Source organism: Mucilaginibacter terrigena (genome assembly GCF_004168255.1).
Lineage (GTDB): Bacteria > Bacteroidota > Bacteroidia > Sphingobacteriales > Sphingobacteriaceae > Mucilaginibacter > Mucilaginibacter terrigena.
This window is the reverse complement of record NZ_SEWG01000005.1, coordinates 357408-376568: the sequence shown is the minus strand read 5'-3', so window position 1 is coordinate 376568 and position 19161 is coordinate 357408. Positions and strand designations below refer to the sequence as shown.

21 protein-coding genes are annotated in these 19161 nt (G+C 45.1%); 16 read left to right on the top strand and 5 right to left on the bottom strand.

Features of this window, described 5'->3' with window-relative positions:
- Positions 1-3: 3 nt before the first annotated feature.
- The 5 genes from EWM62_RS14570 (at position 4) to EWM62_RS14550 (ending at position 4939) form a co-directional block, all read left to right on the top strand.
- Positions 4-399: a hypothetical protein gene (locus EWM62_RS14570; RefSeq protein ID WP_129877397.1), complete on the top strand. Its 396-nt coding sequence runs from the start codon at positions 4-6 to the stop codon at positions 397-399.
- Positions 400-435: 36 nt separating this feature from the next.
- Positions 436-837, top strand: coding sequence for a hypothetical protein (locus tag EWM62_RS14565; protein ID WP_129877396.1), 402 nt, complete (start codon positions 436-438; stop codon positions 835-837).
- 89 nt (positions 838-926) lie between these two features.
- Positions 927-2024, top strand: a complete 1098-nt coding sequence (locus EWM62_RS14560) for a S41 family peptidase (protein WP_129877395.1) — start codon at positions 927-929, stop codon at positions 2022-2024.
- A 231-nt stretch (positions 2025-2255) separates the two neighbouring features.
- Positions 2256-3680 carry a glycogen synthase gene (locus EWM62_RS14555; protein ID WP_129877394.1) on the top strand — a complete coding sequence of 475 codons (1425 nt, stop codon included), beginning with the start codon at positions 2256-2258 and terminating at the stop codon, positions 3678-3680.
- Entirely contained in the window at positions 3677-4939 is a 1263-nt protein-coding gene (locus EWM62_RS14550; RefSeq protein WP_129877393.1) for a glucose-1-phosphate adenylyltransferase, read from the top strand. The genes EWM62_RS14555 and EWM62_RS14550 overlap by 4 nt, the downstream gene beginning before the upstream one ends.
- Before the next feature lie 65 nt (positions 4940-5004).
- Here EWM62_RS14550 and EWM62_RS14545 read toward each other — a convergent pair whose 3' ends face one another.
- The 3 genes from EWM62_RS14545 to EWM62_RS14535 all read right to left on the bottom strand — a co-directional run bounded on the left by EWM62_RS14545 (position 5005) and on the right by EWM62_RS14535 (position 7438).
- Entirely contained in the window at positions 5005-5682 is a 678-nt protein-coding gene (locus EWM62_RS14545) for a metal-dependent hydrolase (RefSeq protein WP_129877392.1), read from the bottom strand.
- Positions 5683-5802: 120 nt separating this feature from the next.
- Positions 5803-6117 (bottom strand): YbaB/EbfC family nucleoid-associated protein, encoded by a 315-nt coding sequence (locus EWM62_RS14540; protein ID WP_129877391.1) that lies wholly within the window; start codon positions 6115-6117, stop codon positions 5803-5805.
- Positions 6118-6226: 109 nt separating this feature from the next.
- Entirely contained in the window at positions 6227-7438 is a 1212-nt protein-coding gene (locus EWM62_RS14535) for a serine hydrolase domain-containing protein (RefSeq protein WP_129877390.1), read from the bottom strand.
- 111 nt (positions 7439-7549) lie between these two features.
- On the opposite strand from EWM62_RS14535, the gene EWM62_RS14530 reads away from it, so the two are divergent.
- The 7 genes from EWM62_RS14530 (at position 7550) to EWM62_RS14500 (ending at position 12864) form a co-directional block, all read left to right on the top strand.
- Positions 7550-8539 (top strand): tetratricopeptide repeat protein, encoded by a 990-nt coding sequence (locus EWM62_RS14530; RefSeq protein ID WP_129877389.1) that lies wholly within the window; start codon positions 7550-7552, stop codon positions 8537-8539.
- A gap of 83 nt (positions 8540-8622) precedes the next feature.
- Positions 8623-10020: a class II fumarate hydratase gene (gene fumC, locus EWM62_RS14525; RefSeq protein ID WP_129877388.1), complete on the top strand. Its 1398-nt coding sequence runs from the start codon at positions 8623-8625 to the stop codon at positions 10018-10020.
- A 58-nt stretch (positions 10021-10078) separates the two neighbouring features.
- Positions 10079-10576, top strand: coding sequence for a fumarate hydratase (locus EWM62_RS14520; protein WP_129877387.1), 498 nt, complete (start codon positions 10079-10081; stop codon positions 10574-10576).
- Position 10577: 1 nt separating this feature from the next.
- Positions 10578-11378 carry a S1/P1 nuclease gene (locus EWM62_RS14515; protein ID WP_129877386.1) on the top strand — a complete coding sequence of 267 codons (801 nt, stop codon included), beginning with the start codon at positions 10578-10580 and terminating at the stop codon, positions 11376-11378.
- Between the two features lie 88 nt (positions 11379-11466).
- Entirely contained in the window at positions 11467-11901 is a 435-nt protein-coding gene (locus tag EWM62_RS14510) for a low molecular weight protein-tyrosine-phosphatase (protein WP_129877385.1), read from the top strand.
- 40 nt (positions 11902-11941) lie between these two features.
- Positions 11942-12331, top strand: coding sequence for a hypothetical protein (locus EWM62_RS14505; protein ID WP_203235049.1), 390 nt, complete (start codon positions 11942-11944; stop codon positions 12329-12331).
- Between the two features lie 44 nt (positions 12332-12375).
- Positions 12376-12864 (top strand): DUF3347 domain-containing protein, encoded by a 489-nt coding sequence (locus EWM62_RS14500; RefSeq protein WP_129877384.1) that lies wholly within the window; start codon positions 12376-12378, stop codon positions 12862-12864.
- Between the two features lie 212 nt (positions 12865-13076).
- On the opposite strand, the gene EWM62_RS14495 is transcribed toward EWM62_RS14500, so the two are convergent.
- Positions 13077-13994 (bottom strand): DUF6607 family protein, encoded by a 918-nt coding sequence (locus EWM62_RS14495; protein WP_129877383.1) that lies wholly within the window; start codon positions 13992-13994, stop codon positions 13077-13079.
- A gap of 121 nt (positions 13995-14115) precedes the next feature.
- Here EWM62_RS14495 and EWM62_RS14490 point away from each other — a divergent pair, with 121 nt between their 5' ends.
- The 4 genes from EWM62_RS14490 to EWM62_RS14475 are packed head-to-tail and all read left to right on the top strand — an operon-like array spanning position 14116 to position 17300.
- Complete coding sequence (locus EWM62_RS14490; RefSeq protein WP_129877382.1) at positions 14116-14514, top strand: HYC_CC_PP family protein; 399 nt, start codon at positions 14116-14118, stop codon at positions 14512-14514.
- Positions 14515-14569: 55 nt separating this feature from the next.
- Complete coding sequence (locus tag EWM62_RS14485) at positions 14570-15070, top strand: heavy-metal-associated domain-containing protein (protein WP_129877381.1); 501 nt, start codon at positions 14570-14572, stop codon at positions 15068-15070.
- Between the two features lie 23 nt (positions 15071-15093).
- Positions 15094-15891: a hypothetical protein gene (locus EWM62_RS14480; protein ID WP_129877380.1), complete on the top strand. Its 798-nt coding sequence runs from the start codon at positions 15094-15096 to the stop codon at positions 15889-15891.
- Between the two features lie 8 nt (positions 15892-15899).
- The gene (locus tag EWM62_RS14475; protein WP_129877379.1) at positions 15900-17300 is read left to right on the top strand and encodes a hypothetical protein; all 1401 of its coding nucleotides are present in this window, start codon (positions 15900-15902) and stop codon (positions 17298-17300) included.
- A 24-nt stretch (positions 17301-17324) separates the two neighbouring features.
- On the opposite strand, the gene EWM62_RS14470 is transcribed toward EWM62_RS14475, so the two are convergent.
- Entirely contained in the window at positions 17325-19151 is a 1827-nt protein-coding gene (locus EWM62_RS14470; RefSeq protein ID WP_129877378.1) for an FAD-dependent oxidoreductase, read from the bottom strand.
- Positions 19152-19161: the final 10 nt, after the last annotated feature.

The following is a 19161-nucleotide window of genomic DNA, read 5'->3' as shown; positions in this document are numbered from 1 at the left end:
AATATGAAATACATTTTCCTGCTGATGATAATTGTTTTGTTTGGTTGCTATCAACCAGAGAGAGCATCCTTACAAAAGGATAAAGCAGTTAAAAAAGATACGGCGCGGCTTAATCGCGCTGCAAGGCGGATAAAACTTGAAAAAGAATGGCACCTTGATAGTTTAAAAGATGAGGCTATAATTAATGATGCAATAGCGTATATCAAGGGCAATAAACTTATACAAGCGAATAAACAACTCAGGCTTTGGAAAGATACATCTATTTCAGTTCATATTAGTTTAGGTAAGCTTTTCTCTAAAGATTTAAGGCATTTGATATTGAGAAGTCATGTAGATTGGAGAATGATCTTATATATTTATCGAGTTGAGCCTACAGGCAAGATGATTCGGGAAATTTGAGACGATTGGTCAGATTTAACTTATGTTGGTGATAAAGTGGCTGACATTAATGGAGATGGAGTTAACGATTTTGTCGTTAATTGGTATCCAAGTTCCGGGTGTTGTGCCCGCAATAATTTCCATGTTTATTTATATCAAAAAGACAATACATTTTCTAATTACTTTGATTTTATAAATCCTTCATTTTTTCCCAAAGAAAAGTTAGTACGGGGTGTTGATTACGGCCATCCTGGTGAAGTACCTTTATATAAATATAAGTGGAACGGATTAAATGTTGATACTGTGGAATATATCTATCCGGCAGATACACTTAAAAAGAAATTTTATTTAGTTCAACGCTACGGAGATAATAATTGTCCAGAAAAGCGAAAGGTTTTAGCAGCTGTGCCTAAAGAATATTTAAAGATTACGGGATATGATTGGTTTATTGATTATTAATAAATACGCTCATTGCCTGGAAGCGCATTAAGAATACTTACTTTAACTATTTAGCTTCGGTTATCGTCTTCTAAATAGTTTACCTTGTTATGAAAAAATTACTTTTTTGTTTTATCGCTTTCTGTCCTGTAAATACGTTTGCCCAGAGTTGTGATTGCCTTGTAAATTTTGATTACACCACGAGCCACGTAGCAGATAGTTATTCGGGTTATACCGATAAGGTAAAAAGTAAGAATCTTAAAGAATTTAATAGTTTCACCGAACGCCTGCGAAAAAGGGCGGCGAATGCAACCGGCACCGATTCTTGCTACGTTATATTAAAAACGTGGATTAATTATTTTAAGGATCAGCATTTGCGGGTACAATTAGATTGGAGGTACCGGAAAAAGTACCCCGAGCAAGTTAAACGGCTTAATAAGCTTTTTGCAAATAAACCGGCCATACCCGCGCCTGATGAAAAACTGGGCAACCAAACCGTTATAAAGCAACTAAATGCAAATACCATATTATTAAGGCTACCTTCTTTTGAATGGAATGAAAAGAAAATTATCGACAGCCTGTTTAAAGCCAATTACAAAAACTTTAAAAAAATACCTAACTGGATCATAGACGTCCGCGACAATGGCGGCGGAACCGATTATGCATTCAGCTCTTTACTGCCCTACATTTATGCCAACCCTGTACACATTAAACCGGATGAATACCGATCGTCAAAAAACAATATTGCCGTTTTAGAAAGCAATTTAAAAGATCCCGACGTATCTGAAGATGCTAAAGGATTTTTAAATAACCTGATTAACCTGATGAAATTACATCCTAACCAATTTGTAAATCCTTCGGGTAAAGAATCGTTTGAAATAAAACTCGACTCTGTTTATTCATTCCCCCAAAAAGTAGCTATATTGATAGACAGGAACAGCGCAAGCTCTACAGAATCGTTTTTACTAATTGCGATGCAAAGCAAAAAGGTAAAAGTTTACGGAGAAAATTCAACAGGCATGTTAGATTATGGCAGCTATCAATACTTTGATATTCCATGTCCCGACTTTAACCTTGTTATCCCTATTGCAAGGTCTAAAAGGTTACCTCAACACCCGATAGATAACATTGGGGTAACACCAAATGTAAAGATCAAGACTACTGAAAAAGACAAGATCGGGTTTATACAAAAAAAATTAGAGCAATAAGCAGGGTATCTCATAGTAACGCTGCTGCCATAACCCAGAGTGCACACCTTTTCGCTACCAAACATTTAACAATTTCACAATAAAACCCACCCCTCACTTCCCATTTATGCCGAAATTGCAATTAACCGCTACTCCTGATTAAATTATGTCACTTTTTTAAACACATTTTTTAAATTATGTGTTTGTTCATTTGGGTAAATGTTTAGTACCTTAACCCTTATATAATCCCGAATGAGAATTTTTCACCTGAGTGCCGAATGCTACCCTATTGCCAAAGTTGGGGGCCTTGCCGATGTGGTTGGCGCATTGCCAAAATACCAAAACCTGGCAGGGTTGCGAGCCGCCGTTGTGATGCCTTTTTATAACCGCAAATTTGTTCACGAGAATGAGTTTGATACCGTATTTCAGGGCGCTACGCTGTTAGGCACACGGAGGCTCTTTTTCGAGATCTTAAAAGAAAAAACCGATAAGCTTGGTTTCGAACTGTATTTGGTGAAGATACCTGGGCTGCTGGACAGGGAAAATGTTTACAGTTACCCGGATGAAAAGGAACAGTTCATCGCCTTCCAGATCTGCTTTTTAGATTGGATAAACTGGAGCGGCCAAACGCCTGATCTGGTGCACTGCCATGATCACCACTCTGGGCTGGTGCCGTTTATGATGTACCACTCAAACCTGTACCGCAGGCTGGCGCATATCCCAACTATATTTACCATCCACAACGGCCAATATCACGGCGCCTTTGGCTGGGAAAAACTGAACTACCTGCCCGAGATCGACTTTTATAAAACCGGACTGCTGGACTGGAACGGCGGCATAAATCCGCTGGCATCGGCAGTAAAATGCTGCTGGAAATATACTACCGTATCGCCAAGCTATTTGCAGGAACTCAGCGTTAATTCAAACGGTTTAGAGTACCTTTTTTATGTAGAACGCGACAAAGGGGTAGGCATTATCAACGGTATTGATACCGATGTATGGAATCCCGAAACCGACCCTATGCTGCCCGAAAACTTTGCCACGGCAACGGTTACCAAAGGCAAGCAAAAAAATAAGGAAATACTATGCGAACGTTTCGCGCTGTCTGCCGATAAACCTTTGATCGCCTTTATAGGCCGCTTGGTTAGCGAAAAAGGATCTGACCTGCTGCCAGCCGCTATCGAAAGAAGCATAAAGGAACATGGCGATAAGGTCAACTTTTTGATATTGGGAGCAGGCGAAACCGCGACGGAAACATCGTTAAACCTGCTCAAAAAGCTACATCCGCAAAACGTAAATGTATTTATCGGTTACGACGAATCGCTGGCGCATTTGATATACGCCGGGGCCGATTTCCTGCTGATGCCGTCGCGGGTGGAGCCTTGCGGCTTAAACCAGATGTACTCGATGCGTTACGGTACCATGCCCATGGTTAGGAGCACTGGCGGTTTAAAAGATACTGTGATTGATTTTGGTGAAGAAGGGGGTTACGGCATACGATTTGAAGAGGTAAGTGTGGATGATATTTGTGTATCGGTTACCCGCGCGGTGGTGCTGTACAAGGATAGCCGTAAAATGCAAACATTACGCAAGCGCATGATGGCCCTCGATTTTTCGTGGGACCGCTCGGCTAAAGAATATATAAACCTGTATGAAAGTTTAATTCCAAAGATATGACATCAAAAGTAATCAGTATTGTACTTGGGGGCGGCCAGGGCAGCCGTTTGGCGCCACTTACACAAACCCGTTCGAAACCGGCAGTGCCAATTGCGGGTAAATACCGTTTGGTTGATATCCCTATTTCCAACTGCCTTCACTCAAATATCAGCCGCATATTTGTGTTAACACAGTTTAACTCGGCATCGTTAAATAAGCACATCAAAAACACCTATCACTTTAGCACTTTTAGTACGGCTTTTGTCGATATTTTGGCTGCCGAGCAAACACCTACCAGCGGTGGCTGGTTCCAGGGCACGGCCGATGCGGTTAGGCAAAGCCTGCACCACCTGGCCACGCACGATTTTGAATACGTGCTTATCCTATCGGGCGACCAGCTGTACCAGATGGATTTTGAGGAAATGATCCAAAAGCATATTGATACCAATGCCGATATCTCTATTGCTACCATACCCGTACACGCCAATGATGTGCCGGGCTTCGGGATCCTTAAGACAGATGAACATAGCATGATCACCTCGTTTGTTGAAAAACCTAAAAAGGATTTTGAGAGCTGGGCATCTGACGTAAGCGATGAAATGAAAGCCGAAGGCCGCATTTACCTGGCCTCGATGGGGATTTACCTGTTTAACCGCAAGCTGTTATACGAGCTTTTAGAAGGAAACGACCATCCCGATTTCGGGAAGGAGATCATCCCGCAGGCTATTGTTGGCCACAAAGTGTTAAGCTATCAATATGAAGGCTACTGGACAGATATAGGTACCATCCCTTCCTTCTTTGAAGCCAACCTTGGCCTTACTGATGATATCCCGCAGTTTAACCTGTTTAACAAAAACCAGATCTACACCCGCGCGCGTATGCTGCCGCCAACCAAAATATCGGGTACGCTGATAGACCGTTCTATTATCGCCGATGGGTGTATCATCAACGCGGCGCACATTATCCACTCTATTATAGGTATCCGCACCCGTATTGGTACGGCAAGCGAAATTGAAAGCTGCTATGTAATGGGTAGCGACAATTACCAAACGCTTGAAGAAATAGCCGAAGCCAAGGTTACCGGCGCACCTATCATGGGTATTGGCGACAGGTGCAGCATCAAAAACGCCATCATCGATAAAAATACTTATATAGGTGATGATGTAAAGATCAACTGCGGCGAACCCCTACCCGATGGCGATTTCCCAACCCACACGGTAACCGATGGAATTGTGATCGTTAAAAAACGCGCGGTTATCCCAAGCGGCACAGTGATATAATTTAAAATTGATATACATGCGAAAGCCCCCGTTTTTTTGCGGGGGCTTTTCAGTTTTGTGGCTATTTATAATGCTATGCTTTCGCCAATGGCGGGCAGTTTCAGGTTTAGCCCGGCCTGGATAAATTTATGCTCAACCTCTGTTTTGTCTATCTTAATAACCGGGAACGAATCGTAATGCACCCCTACGATGTTTTTGCAGTTGATGAATGCCGCGGCTTTTATAGCATCATCGGCACCCATGGTATAGTTATCTCCTATCGGCAACAAGGCCCAATCAAGGTTCTCATCTTCCAGTAATTTCATGTCATAGGTAAGGGCGGTATCACCGGCAAAGTATATATTTTTTCCTTCGGACGAGATCACAAAACCGGCGGGGTTACCACCGTTGCTGCCATCGGGCAATGCGCTGGAGTGTACGGCGTTAACCATCTTTACACGGCCAAAATCGAAGTTAAAGCCACCACCAATATTCATACCGTGTACGTTGGTGATGCCTTGCTTACCAAGCCAGCCGGCAATTTCGGCAATGCAGATAACTTTAGCGCCGCTTCTTTTGGCTATGCTAACCAGGTCGGCAACATGGTCGCCGTGCCCGTGCGATACCAGTATATAATCGGGCTTAAGGCTGTTTACATCAATATGTTTTGCCAGCTCGTTTGGCGTAATAAATGGATCGAATAATAACGTTTTCCCGTCAGCCACCAGTTCAACGGTCGACTGGCCATAATAGGTAAGTTTCATAGATCTTAAATGTGCGGATATGCAAAGTGCGGATGAATCAGCAGTTTGCATACCCTGTTACTAAATATTTATAATTTCATCTGCACATTTGCATATCCACGCATCTGTACGTCTATTACTTTATTTACCAAACAGGTTGCCTAAGCCGCCCATGCCCCCAAGCATGGCCTGTGTCATGGCGGCCATTTCGCTCTGGCTTACATTTTCGGCCTGTTCAAGCGCTTTGTTTATGGCAACAACCAGCAGTTCTTCCAGTTCTTCTTTGTCGGCTTCTTTTAAAAATGCCTCGTCAATTGCTACAGATTTAACCGCCTTGTTGCCGGTTGCCTGTACGGTTATTTTGCCACCCTCGGCAGTGCCTATTACGGTTATGGCATCCAAACGTTTTTTTACTTCGCCCGCCTTTTGCTGGGCCTCCATTAATTTATCGAACATGTGCCCCCTTAGCCCCCTAACCCCCTAGAGGGGGAATAGAAGTTTTATATATAATTTATAACCTTTAAGAATTTCAAAAAACTCCCCCTTCAGGGGGCTGGGGGGCAACCTAATCCTCCGCCGTATCGCCGGCGCCGTTGTATGCCCCTTTGCGTACTACCGGCATACCTGTCATTTTAAACAGGTCGTCCAGGTGCAGCAGGCTTCCGTTCACCATATTACCTAACAAAACAATGGTAACATCGTTTTTCATATCGCGCAAAAATATATGGCGGAAACCATGCCACCAGCCGGTATGATAGATCACCTTTTGCCCCGGTCCCTCAAACACCCGCCAGCCGTAGCCATAGCTAAAATGCCCGCGTATCATGGGGTTGTGGGCTGTATATGCCGAATCTTGGGTGGCTTGTTTTATCAAACGTCCCGCTTTAAGTGCCTGGTCAAAAATAAATAAGTCGGCAACAGTACTGTATATGCCTTTATCGCCCACGGGGCCATCCAAAAAGTTTTGCGCAACCGAGTATTTCCAGCTGGTGCGGTCGTGCCCAACCACATCAACCGGTATTTTATCATAAACCGCCTTAGAGTACACGGCGGTATGCGTCATCCCGGCAGGTTTAAAAATATTCTCTTTCATGTAGTCGGCATAGCTCATGCCGGATACCTTTTCTATAATAGCACCCAGCACCATAAAGTTGCTGTTGTTATACAAAAAGCTGGCGTTGGGTTTATTAAAACGCGCAGGCTTGTATTTGGCTATCATATCCATCACCTCTTTATTGGTGAGGCCCTTCTTTTGGTTAAGGTGCTGGCTGCGATAAATATTATCTACAAAATAAACGTAGTTCATCATACCGCTGCGGTGCGTAAGCAACAGGCGAATGGTAACCCCATCGTACGGAAAATCAGGAAAAAACTCCTTTACGTTTTGGTCCAGCTTTATTTTGCCCTTTTCCCAAAGCTGCATAATGGCGGTACCCGTCATGGTTTTGGTAACCGATGCCAGTTCAAATTGCGAACTTAGTTTCAGGCTGTCGCGGGTTAAGTGGTTTGCCCAGCCAAAAGATCCCTCGTATATTATTTTGCCCTTTTTAGCAACAAGTACATTGCCGTTAAACCCGCTAACCTTATGCAGGTGCTGCATAAACTCCTCAATTTTTTTATCGCCTTTGCTGGGGTCGTACTTCAGCAATTCGGTGGTGTTAAAAGGTTTGCCATTATCGGCTATACCTTTTTTATTATCGCCGTTGCCGGATGAGCAGGAAGTAAATACGAGTATGGAAAATATTGTGGAAATGGCAGCTGTGCACACTTGTTTCATAGATAAAAAGTTCTTTCACTTAAACGAAGGCGAAAATTAGAAATTATATAGGAGGTATAAGCTTAAAATTCGATTAATGTTTCAACAAATTATAAACTGTTAAATTTGAGGATGAAATTTTTAGTGCAAACACTGCTATTGATGGTAATGGGAACCGGCATAGCAACCGCCCAGAATGCCGCTGCCCTAATTAAAGATGCCCGCCAGCTAAGCAACCAGAAGAATTATGCCGGCGCTGTTGAAAAATACAAAAGCGCCTTAACCATTGAGCCCGGAAATATAGCGGCAAACTACCAGTTGGCTTTCGCGCTTTTTGCAAGCGGCAAAGGCCCCGAAGGGTTGCCGTATTTGGATAAAGTCGTCAATGCCAATGCGGGCGCTCCGCTAAAAGCCGCATCGTACAGTTTAATGGGAAGTATTTATGGTAATGCTAAACAGTTGGCCAAAGCCATTGATGCCTACAAAAATGGCATCAAAACCGATAGTACCAACCAGCGCATTTACTACAACCTGGGTATTGTGCAATACCGCAGCAAGCTTTATCCCGATGCCGAGCAAAGTTTCATCAGTGCCATCAAGCGCGATTCGGCCGACGCGGGAAGTGTGCGGATGTATGCCCTAACAACTTTTCACGAAAATAAACGTGCCGAAGCCTTACTGGGATTTTGCAGGTTTTTACAGTTAGAACCCAATACGGCCCGCAGTAAAGAGACCTTTGACAACCTGCAAAATATCCTGCAAAGAGGAACATTGGAGGCTGAAGAAGGCTACCAGCCTACATCGGCCACCAAAGCCGAAGCCTTTACACAAAACAAATCCATTACCAAAGTACTGGCGGGCTTTATGACGCGGAAATATGCATCGCAAACGGCGCTGCTTACCGCGCAGCTGAAAGAATTATTTGCTGCGCTTGGATCGGTAACGGTCAAGCCATACCGGTACGCGCAATACTACAATGATCTATCGCAAACAGATAGTTTTGAAACTTTTGTAAGGGTGATCAGTCAGAGTGGTATCCCGGAAAATGCGGAATGGGTGAAAGGAAATGCTGAGAAGGTGGCCGCCCTGGATAGCTGGGTAAAAACGAATAAGCTACAGTAAAATAACAAAAAGATTACCTCCGTTCCTGTAGCTTAAACCCACATAAAACCCTAAATTTGCACCTGCAAAAACATACTATCGATATGAGTTTCAGAACCGAACATGATACCATGGGCGCGGTACAGGTACCCGCCGACAAATACTGGGGTGCGCAAACCGAGCGCTCGCGCAACAACTTTAAAATTGGCCCTGAGGCAAGCATGCCAACGGAGATTATAGAGGCCTTTGCCTACCTGAAAAAAGCAGCGGCCTACACCAATACCGACCTGGGTGTTTTACCTGCCGATAAGCGTGACCTGATAGCACAGGTATGTGACGAGATCCTGGACGGTAAGCTGGATGGCGAGTTCCCGCTGGTGATATGGCAAACAGGTTCGGGCACGCAATCGAACATGAACGTGAACGAGGTGGTTGCAAACCGCGCGCATGTTATACAAGGTAACCAACTGGGCGAGGGCAAAACCTTTATTCACCCAAATGATGATGTGAATAAGTCGCAGTCGTCAAACGATACGTACCCAACGGCCATGCACATTGCAGCCTACAAAATTTTGAAAGATGTAACCATACCCGGTATAGAAAAACTGCGCGATACCTTGCAGGCAAAATCAGAAGCTTTTAAAAGCGTGGTAAAAATTGGCCGTACGCACCTGATGGATGCTACGCCGCTTACCCTGGGCCAGGAATTTTCGGGCTATGCATCACAGCTTAATCACGGCTTAAAGGCCCTGCGTAATACATTTGACCACCTGAGCGAACTTGCCCTCGGTGGTACAGCCGTAGGTACCGGCATAAATACCCCCAAAGGTTATGATGTTAAAGTTGCCGAGTACATTGCCAAATTCACCAACCTGCCATTCATCACTGCCGAAAATAAATTTGAGGCCCTTGCCGCGCACGACGCCATCGTAGAAAGCCACGGCGCTTTAAAGCAAATCGCCGTATCCTTAATGAAAATAGCAAACGACATCCGCATGCTGGCCTCAGGCCCACGCTCGGGTATCGGCGAGATCCATATCCCGGATAATGAACCTGGTTCGTCTATTATGCCGGGCAAGGTTAACCCAACCCAAAACGAGGCGGTTACTATGGTAGCTGCCCAGGTAATGGGCAATGATGTTGCCATCAGCATAGGCGGATCAAACGGCCATTACGAGCTGAACGTTTTTAAACCGTTAATGGCGGCAAATTTTCTGCAATCGGCGCGATTGATCGGTGATGCCTGCGTATCGTTTAACGACCATTGCGCTGTAGGCATCGAACCAAACTACGACGGCATTAAAAAGCACCTGGAAAATTCCCTGATGCTGGTTACAGCCCTTAACCCGCACATCGGGTACGAAAACGCGGCAAAAATTGCCAAAACAGCGCTGAAAGAAAACAAATCGCTTCGCGAAGCCGCGGTTGGCCTGGGTTACCTCACCAACGAGCAGTTTGACCAATGGGTACGCCCCGAAGATATGATAGGCGGCTTAAAGTAAGAAAGCCCCACCCCAACCCCTCTCCAAAAGAGAGGGGCTTTTTATTTGCTTAGACCTTATGAAAAAAGCTTTCGCCTTTTACCTTTTAGCTTTAACCTTATTAACTGCCTGTACCTTCAACCCCGATGTGCAAATGCCCGGCGAGAGCTATATACAGGGCGAGTGGCAGCAGGATAGTGTAACAATGCAAAAGCAATTGGTAAGTTATTCTTTATATAACCTTAAGTTTAATTGCGATTCGTTTTTTGTGAGCATTAAAACTATCAGTAAAATAAACGCCGGGGCCGATAGCTGCACCAAAAGCGGCAGTTGGACAGAGTACGCCAAAGGCGTGTACGAACAACGGAACGACACCCTGCATGTACGCGGTTTATTTTGCAATGCCAATTATAGCTATAAAAACCCAACGGGATGTTTCCGTTCGGGAATTTATGAAGAGCGTTTTAAAGTGAGTAAAATAGCCGATTCGGTATTGCAGTTTTCGCCAATGTCGAGCGTTATATCATTTAATGCGCGTTTAATAAACAGAACTACCTGCACACCAAAACCATTATAAAATGAAGATCACGTTAGTAAAAAAAATTATCCTGGGCATTGCCATCATGTATCTGCCGGTACAAGCCATGGCCTGGGGCACCAACGGCCACCGCATCAGCGGGCAAATTGCCGATAGTTACCTGAATGCAAAAGCACGCGCTGCGATAAAAGCTATATTAGGCACCGAATCGATAGCCATGACCAGCAACTGGGCCGATTTTATTAAGTCGGACCCGCAGTACAAGTACTTATCATCATGGCATTATGTTGATTTTGACAAGGAGTACAGCTACCCCGAGATGCAGGCCTTCCTGAAACAGGATACAGCAACCGATGCCTACACCAAACTGAATTTTTTAATAGGCGAACTGAAAAAGAAAAACCTTACCAAAAGCAACAAGCTGCTTGCATTGCGTATGCTGATCCATATTGTTGAGGATATCCACCAGCCCATGCACACCGCCCATACAGCTGATAAGGGGGGTAACGATATTAAGGTGACCTGGTTTAACAACCAAACCAACCTGCACTCGATATGGGATAGTCAGCTGATAGATTTCCAGCAACTAAGCTATACCGAATATGTGGGCTGGATAAACCACACCACCGCTGCCCAGCGCACCGAATGGCAAAAAGCGCCCATTAGCCAATGGCTGTTCGAATCGAGCCAAATAGCCAATAAGATCTACGCCGATAATAAAGATGGCGACAAGATGAACGTTTACAATTACAATTTCAAATATATAAGCACCCTTAACAACCAGCTGTTAAAAGGTGGTGTAAGGTTAGCCGGGGTGTTGAACCAATTGTTTGGTGCATAATCTCGTTTGAAGGTTGGAACGTTATAATGTTGAAAGGTTAGAAAACATTATAACGTTCAAACTTTACAACATTTCAACAACTTTAACCATGAAAATATTAATGGTTTGCCTGGGTAATATTTGCCGCTCGCCGCTGGCGGAAGGAATAATGCAGCATCTGGCAGATAAAGCCGGGCTTAACTGGCAGGTTGATTCGGCAGGTACCGGCGACTGGCATATTGGGCAAGTGCCAGACAGGCGCTCGGTTAAAGCCGCCCGCGACCAGGGTATAGATATCAGCAAACAGGTTTGCCGTTTGTTCCGCACTGAAGATTTTGACGGGTTTAACCTGATACTGGTGATGGATAAAAGCAACTTAAGCAATGTACTGGCTATGGCCCGTAACGATGGAGACCGCAGAAAAGTAAAAATGCTTTTAGGCGATAAAGCAGTGCCCGACCCTTATTATGACGACGCCCAATTTGCCCCGGTTTTTAAGCTGATAGAGGAGGGCTGTAAAGAAATTATAAAACAGTATGCTTAACTTAGGGCTTACTTAATTAGGCCTGCTTTATCTATTACAAATGAACACTAAACTAATAATGATATTAAGCGCCATGTTTTTAGCGGTAGCGGGAATGGGCTTAACATTTTTTCCGCAAGAGTTAAACGCGTATATCGCCATTGGGGTTAACAAATACTTTACACTTATCATTCAAATAATGGGTGCGCTTTATTTTGGATTCGCGATGATAAACTGGATGGCAAAAGGAAGTATAATTGGTGGTATTTATAACAGGCCATTAGTTATCGGTAACTTTGCCCACTTTTTTATCGGGGGCATTGCCCTGGTTAAAGTTGTTTTAGCCGATGATCATATGCCCGCGGCCATTTGGATATTGGCGGGTATCTATTCGGTATTTGCTATCTTGTTCGGCATCTTGTTTAATCGGCATCCTAATGCTCAGGCTTAAGCAAATACATAATGTTAAATTTAAACGTTACAGTTTTATAAAACATGAAAAAAATATTTTTAACCCTCATGTTTGTGCTATCCATTGTGATGGTAAAAGCACAAAACACCGCTGTCGATAAAATTACTTCATCATACATCGGCGTAAAAAACGCTTTGGTTGGCAGTAATTCCACACTGGCTAAAACGCGATCGGCCGAATTGCTTGCAGCACTTTCTGCGCCGGTTAAAGGTTTACTGCCTGCACAGCAAAAACTAATGGCTACCTACCTGGATAAGCTGAAGTTTGACAGCCGGCACATAAGCGAAACCACCGTTTTAGACCATCAGCGAGAACACTTTGAAAGCCTGTCGAAAAACATGTACGCTTTATTAGCCGGATTAAAACTAAACAGCGCCACCCTTTACCAGCAATATTGCCCCATGAAAAAGGCTGCCTGGTTAAGCGAAACGGAAGATATCCGCAACCCCTACTACGGCGATGATATGCTGGAATGCGGCAAGGTTACCGCTACTTTAAAAGGGGCGAAATAACCGATATTAGGTCGTCGTACTCATAGAAATGTTCACGGAAATGTTCACGTTCACGTTTGCACAATAGTTAAGATATTTTATAATCAACTTAAAGTCAGCGTATTAAGGAGTATATATCTGACAGAACAGTGTCACCAATATTTACGATAAAATTTCTATAAACAAAAAATGCCCTGCAATTTGCAGGGCATTTTTTGTTTAAGTATATCATATTACGACGCGTTAACGTAGTTATTGATCACTTTAATGGTTTCCTCCTTGTTTTTATCCGGGCTCCATTTTTCTTTTTCAGATCTCTCTGCCAGAGCAAACAATTGTTCGTAAAGCAGTTTGCCATCTTTTTTACCGCTTAGTTTAATAGAGGCGTTTTTGGCATAAACGGCATCCCAGGCGGCGCGGGCATCGGCCCAGTAACCCTGCTGGCCTGCCCACCATTTTTTGGCATAAGCAAACTTAGCTTCATCAACCCTGGTAAACTCTTCGTAGCCTTTTTCCTGCGCTATCACTTTATCGCCACCGGCGCTGCGTACCACTTTGTTATTATCCTGCTCGTACATCCAGCCTTGCGGGGTAAGGTAAATACGGTTACCGCGGGCCAGCACATTGTAATCGCTGCGTTTGGTAAACTCGCGGCGCGGCAACGGCGAATCGGTTTTGCTCTGCCATTCGTGGCGGCCATCCACATGTACCCAGGTGCCAATACTTTCGTAACGCGGGCTGTCGTCAACCTGGTAAACTTTTTGCACCCAGCGGCCTTTTACGTCGGCAGGTTTAAGGGATACCTTTTTCCACGTATTATCTTTATCAAAGGCCAGTATGGTTGGCTGTTCATAAACCCAGTCTTCGCGCCAGTGTTTAATAACTGTGCTGTCACCAACAACCAGCAGGTGTTGTATCGATATCTTCTTTGGCGAATCTTCAACTACTATAGCCCATTCGTAACCCCAGGAATGGTAGCGGGGATAGAATTTATAAGCAGTATCCGGCGCAAAAGTTTCGGCATAATTAAACGTTACTTTATAATAGCCGGCTAATGATTTTATAGCAGCCCTGTCCTGCTCAAACTTTGATTGCGCCGATACGCTAAGTGCACAAATACAAAGCGACAACAAGAATATAATTTTTTTCATTGCGTTTATTTAGATTAAATCTAAACAAAGAAAAGCATTATTATTTATTTTGCAAATCATATGCCTAAAAAAATAATTTTAACTGTTTGAAATCGAATACTTAATAGTGTATTTTTGTTTAATGATGAAAAAGGCAGGCGTAATATTGTTAGTGTTGATGTACATGGTTACATCATCCGGCTTTGCCCTTAATTTACATTATTGCGGCAATATTGTAGTTGCCGTTAAAGTGAATGCACCACCAAAACCTTGTGCTAAGCCCCCGGGTGCATCTAAAAGCAAAATGAAATGCTGTAAGGATGTTAAGGTTGATGTGAAAGTTAAGGACGGGCACGAAAGCCAGCCAAACTCATCGGTACCCAAAACAACTACATTTGATTTGCCAAAGCTATCGCTTGGCGACTTTTTGATGCCGGCACAACAGGCATTAATGGAGTTGTTTTTTGACCGCGACCCGCCCGATGCCGCACCAAAGCAAAACGTGCCGGTATTTCTTAAAAATCGAACTTTGAAAATTTGATCGTTACCTGTTTCCGCACAGTTTAATCATCAATACAAATTCAATTTTTAATATCATGAAAACCCTTAAAATATATATCATCCTTTTTATAGCAACAGTTACTGCTGCAAAAGCCCAGTTCACCAAAGCCGAATTACAAGTTAGCGGCCTTACCTGCTCGCTTTGCGCGCGCACTACCGAAAAATCATTGAAAGCGCTGCCTTTTGTGAGCGAAATAAAACCCGACCTGATCCGCAATGTTTACTTCATCACTTTTAAAAATGGTGTGCCTGTAGATTTTGAACAGATCAGCAAGAAGGTAAAAAGCTCGGGCTTCTCGGTAAATTATCTGAAAACCACTTTTAACTTTGATAACACCAAAGTTGCCGATAATACCTTTACTTATGGCGACAATAACTACAAGCTTTTAAATGCCGATAAGCCGCTTACAGGCCCGGTGGTTTTAACCATTGTAGACCAGGGCTTCGCACCAAAATCGGTCACCAAAAAACATTTGGGCAAAAACCCCGAAGAAACACCAACCGCGGCCGGCCGCACCTATCATTTAGCTATCTAAGCGCCTCATAAAAATTTTAATTTATGAAGGTTATTTTATTGGCTTTTTGCCTTACGGCATTGGCGTACACTGTGCACGCGCAGGAATTATATGTAAACACCGAACCCGCCAGCAATATGGCTGCCCGGTCTTTAGGTATCAGGCTGGAGAACCAGGGCTATAATTCGAACGGGTTTAAAAACCGCACTACTTTAGAGGCAATGTACGGAGCAACCGGTAAATTAATGTTGCACGGGGCTTTGTACAGTTCCAATTTTTACCAACGCAGCCAGCGGTTTGAGGGCGGTAGCTTCTACGCCAAATACAGGTTCCTTTCTGTCGATACCGTTCAGGCGCATTTTCGCGGGGCCATATTTGGCAAAGTGGGTGTGAGCCGTAACCCCTATATGATGCAGGAGATAGCTTTGGAGGGCGATAACTCGGGATTGCAGGGCGGCGTTATTTTTACGAAGTTAATTCATAAACTGGCATTCTCCGGCTCGGCAAGTTACCTGCGTGGATTAAATAGCGCCAATGATAAGGGCGCAATTGCAGGAGCTAAAGGATCGCTGGCGTATACCATATCTGCCGGGTACCTGCTGTTGCCCAAAAACTACACCAGCTATAACCAGGTAAACTTAAACCTGTATGCCGAGTTGCTTGGTAAAACCAACCCGGGTTACGCGCAAAGCTACCTGGATGTTGCACCTGCACTACAGCTGATATTTAACAGCGTTTGCAGGCTCGATTTCTCGTACCGTACCCCACTTTACAACAATATGCAGCGCAACAGCGCCAACATGTATTTGGTACGGTTCGAGTACAATTTTTTTAATTTATAGCATCACCAATGAAAATATATCTTTTAACGCTCTGTTTGCTGATAATGGCCATTACGGCCAAAGCGCAGCAAATGGACCACATGGAGCACAATAGTACCACCAAAAAAGCTGCGCCGCACGATCATGCGAAGATGATGGCCGAAACGCAGCGCGATACCACCCACCATATGAGCATGAGCAGCCAATTCTCGCTCGACCTGCCTATGAACCGAGATGGTTCGGGAACATCGTGGGTGCCCGATGAAACGCCGATGTACATGTATATGGTGCACAGCAAAAAATGGATGCACATGTTTCACGGGAGCTTTTTTGCACGATATAATAAGCAGGACCTGTTTAACAAAGGCAGCCGTGGTGGCGGCCAGGTTGATGCGCCCAACTGGTTTATGTATATGGCGCAGCGCAGGATGGGTAGCAACGGCTTGTTTGCTATCAATACCATGTTCTCGTTAGATCCGTTCACGGTTGGTGCGGGCGGTTACCCGCTGCTGTACCAAACCGGCGAATCGTACAAAGGCAATAAGCTGGTAGACCGCCAGCACCCGCATGATCTGTTTGCCGAATTAAGTATTGCCTATACCCAGCGGGTTGCCAAAAATACCGATATCTCGCTTTCGGTAGGCATGCCGGGCGAACCCGCCCTTGGTCCGCCGGTGTTTATGCACCGCGTTTCGGCCATGAATAATCCCGATGCGCCGTTAAGCCACCACTATGCCGATGCCACGCACATTACCTTTGGTACAGCAACGCTGGGCTTTCGCTACAAAAATGTAAAGCTCGAAGGCTCGGTATTTACCGGGCGCGAACCCGATGAACACCGTTATAATTTTGATAAGCCCAGGTTTGATTCGTACTCGGTACGCCTGTCGGTTAACCCTTCAAAAGAATGGGCCTTGCAGGTGTCAAACGGCTGGCTCAAAAGCCCTGAGGAGGCCGAACCGCACGATGATGTGAACCGCTTTACCGCATCGGCCATACACACCAAAATGCTGGGCAATAACAGCTATACAGCTACCACACTGGTTTACGGGCAAAACCGTCACCATGGCAAAACACAGCCCGCGGTGTTGTTAGAGCACAGCCTGCAGCTAAACAAAACCGCCATTTATGGCCGCTACGAATATGTACAGAAGGATGCCGGCGAGATGGACTTAGAAACCTTGTTCTCCGCCGACCCAAACTTTAATATTAATGCCATAACTTTAGGCACAAACCGCATCCTGGCTACCTATAAACAAACCAATATTACCTTAGGCTTGCAAGCAACCCTTAACGCTTCGCCGAAAGCGTTAACGCCGCTATACGGTACGGCACCGGTAGGTTTCCAGGTGTACCTGCGTATAACCCCCTCCCTGATGAAAATGGGTGGCAGCAAACGAAAGATGGACCATGATATGATGAGTATGTAGTAAGGCTTTATGCTTTACTGCATGCTAATTCACCAATCTTCCGCTGATATCTACCTTCCTTGCAAAAGGGTTGAAAAAACGGTTGGCCAATACGGCAAATTCGCGGCGGGTAACGGCGCGGTTTGCATTAAAGTCGGTGGTGAACTTGTAATATGTTTTCCAGGCTTTCTGCATATCGTCCTGAAGGTTTTTGGGGTCGCGCAGGGTCATTTCGCTGATGTAGCTGAGCAGATTGGCAATGGTGAACAGTTCGCCCGGCTTTTCCTTATTAAACCACAAAAAGGAACGCGAATAGATCTCGTTTAAAAAAGGTTTTACTTCGGCGGTATGCACGGTGCTATCGGGCACAAATAAAACCTGCGCACTGTTGCCGTTTGGTTTCTGAATGCCCTGCAGTAAGCCTGTTGCGCCTACCTGTTGTATAGCGCGGTAATCGCGGTCGGTGGTTTTAATATCGGCAAAAGGCATCAGCATCCCTTTAAAATCCAGTATCTCGCCCTGTATAATACGGGGCCTTAGGTTTTTGGTGGTGGTTTCAAAAAATATGCAATAAGCCGCTGTGGCGCCCACGCCCTGCCCAAGTGTCATCTGTACCGATGGGTAGGTGATGCTGCCATTTACCAAATGCGTTACCGACATAGCCTTCTCCGTCACCAGTAAATTCTCCTGGTCCTTAACCACCACGGCGCCCAGCGGAATGGAATACGCAGGAAAAGGCGGGTAATTGATATACGGCGCGCCTGCTACGCTATAATGCTGGCCGGGCGTGGCATCGCCAACGGCAATGCTGGTGCGGTACAATTGCGAGCCGCGGGTGTACGGCGTATAAATATCGTCAAGCACCATTCGAACCACGCCTGCCGAGCGGCGGTTTTCGCGGATAAAAGGGATATAGGGCAAGTGGTCGGGTGTTTTAAAATCATCGGTGAGGCCCAGGTTTTTATAGCCCAACGCTGTTTGCAGGTAATAAATAAGGCCCAGTGTGCGCAGCCTTGCCTTGCGGAAAGTAGCTTCGCGACTTTCGGGCTTCAAATCGTCGCTGGTTACCGAGTACTGGTTTCCGCAATCGCTCCATTTTATAAGGTATTTATCATTAGGCAATTGCGCCGATGCCAGCATTTTTTTTATATCTGCGCTTTTTAAACAGGCGTATTCATTAGCCTCGTAACCTTCGGGTTTGGCAATGGTGCGGTCGGCCGCGCGGCCGTAATCTCTTAAAATGGTTAAGTAGCTGATATCCTGGATCTGGTTGGTGGCGTTTTGGGGGGCCAGCGCTTCTTTAGTATCGGCCCGGCTATCAAAACCCGACGTTAGCAGCACACCTGCCGCGGCGGTCACATCGCCCAGTTCGGTGGCATCAACAACCAGTTTGGCTTTTATGGTAACAGGCTTGCCGGCCTGTATAATGGTAACTTCCCAGCCGGTGCCGTCTTTTTTGATGGCGGTAAAGGGCGTGTTCATTTTTACGGTAAGGTTCTTCACCGTATCAGTTATGCGTTTAAGGATGGCTGCACCGGTGTAAGGTTCAAACCGTAGCGGGGCGTTGCGCGTAGTATCGTAACCTAACCGGGCTTTGTAAAAATCGCGGATGTGCCCCCTAAACTCGGCGTAAATGCCCGACGCCAGGTTTCGGTTTCCTTCCAGTATGCACATGCCGCCGCTGGTCATGCTGCCGCCAAGCCAGGGGCCTTGTTCAACCAGCATGGTTTTTATTTTACTGCGGGCGCTTTGTATGGCGGCCGCAACGCCGCTTGCACCACCGCCTATAACCAATACATCGGTGCGGATGGTTTCGGCAAAAGCTGCAGAGCAATTAAAAAACAATAATACCAGGAGTAATTTTTTATACATCTTAAGGCAA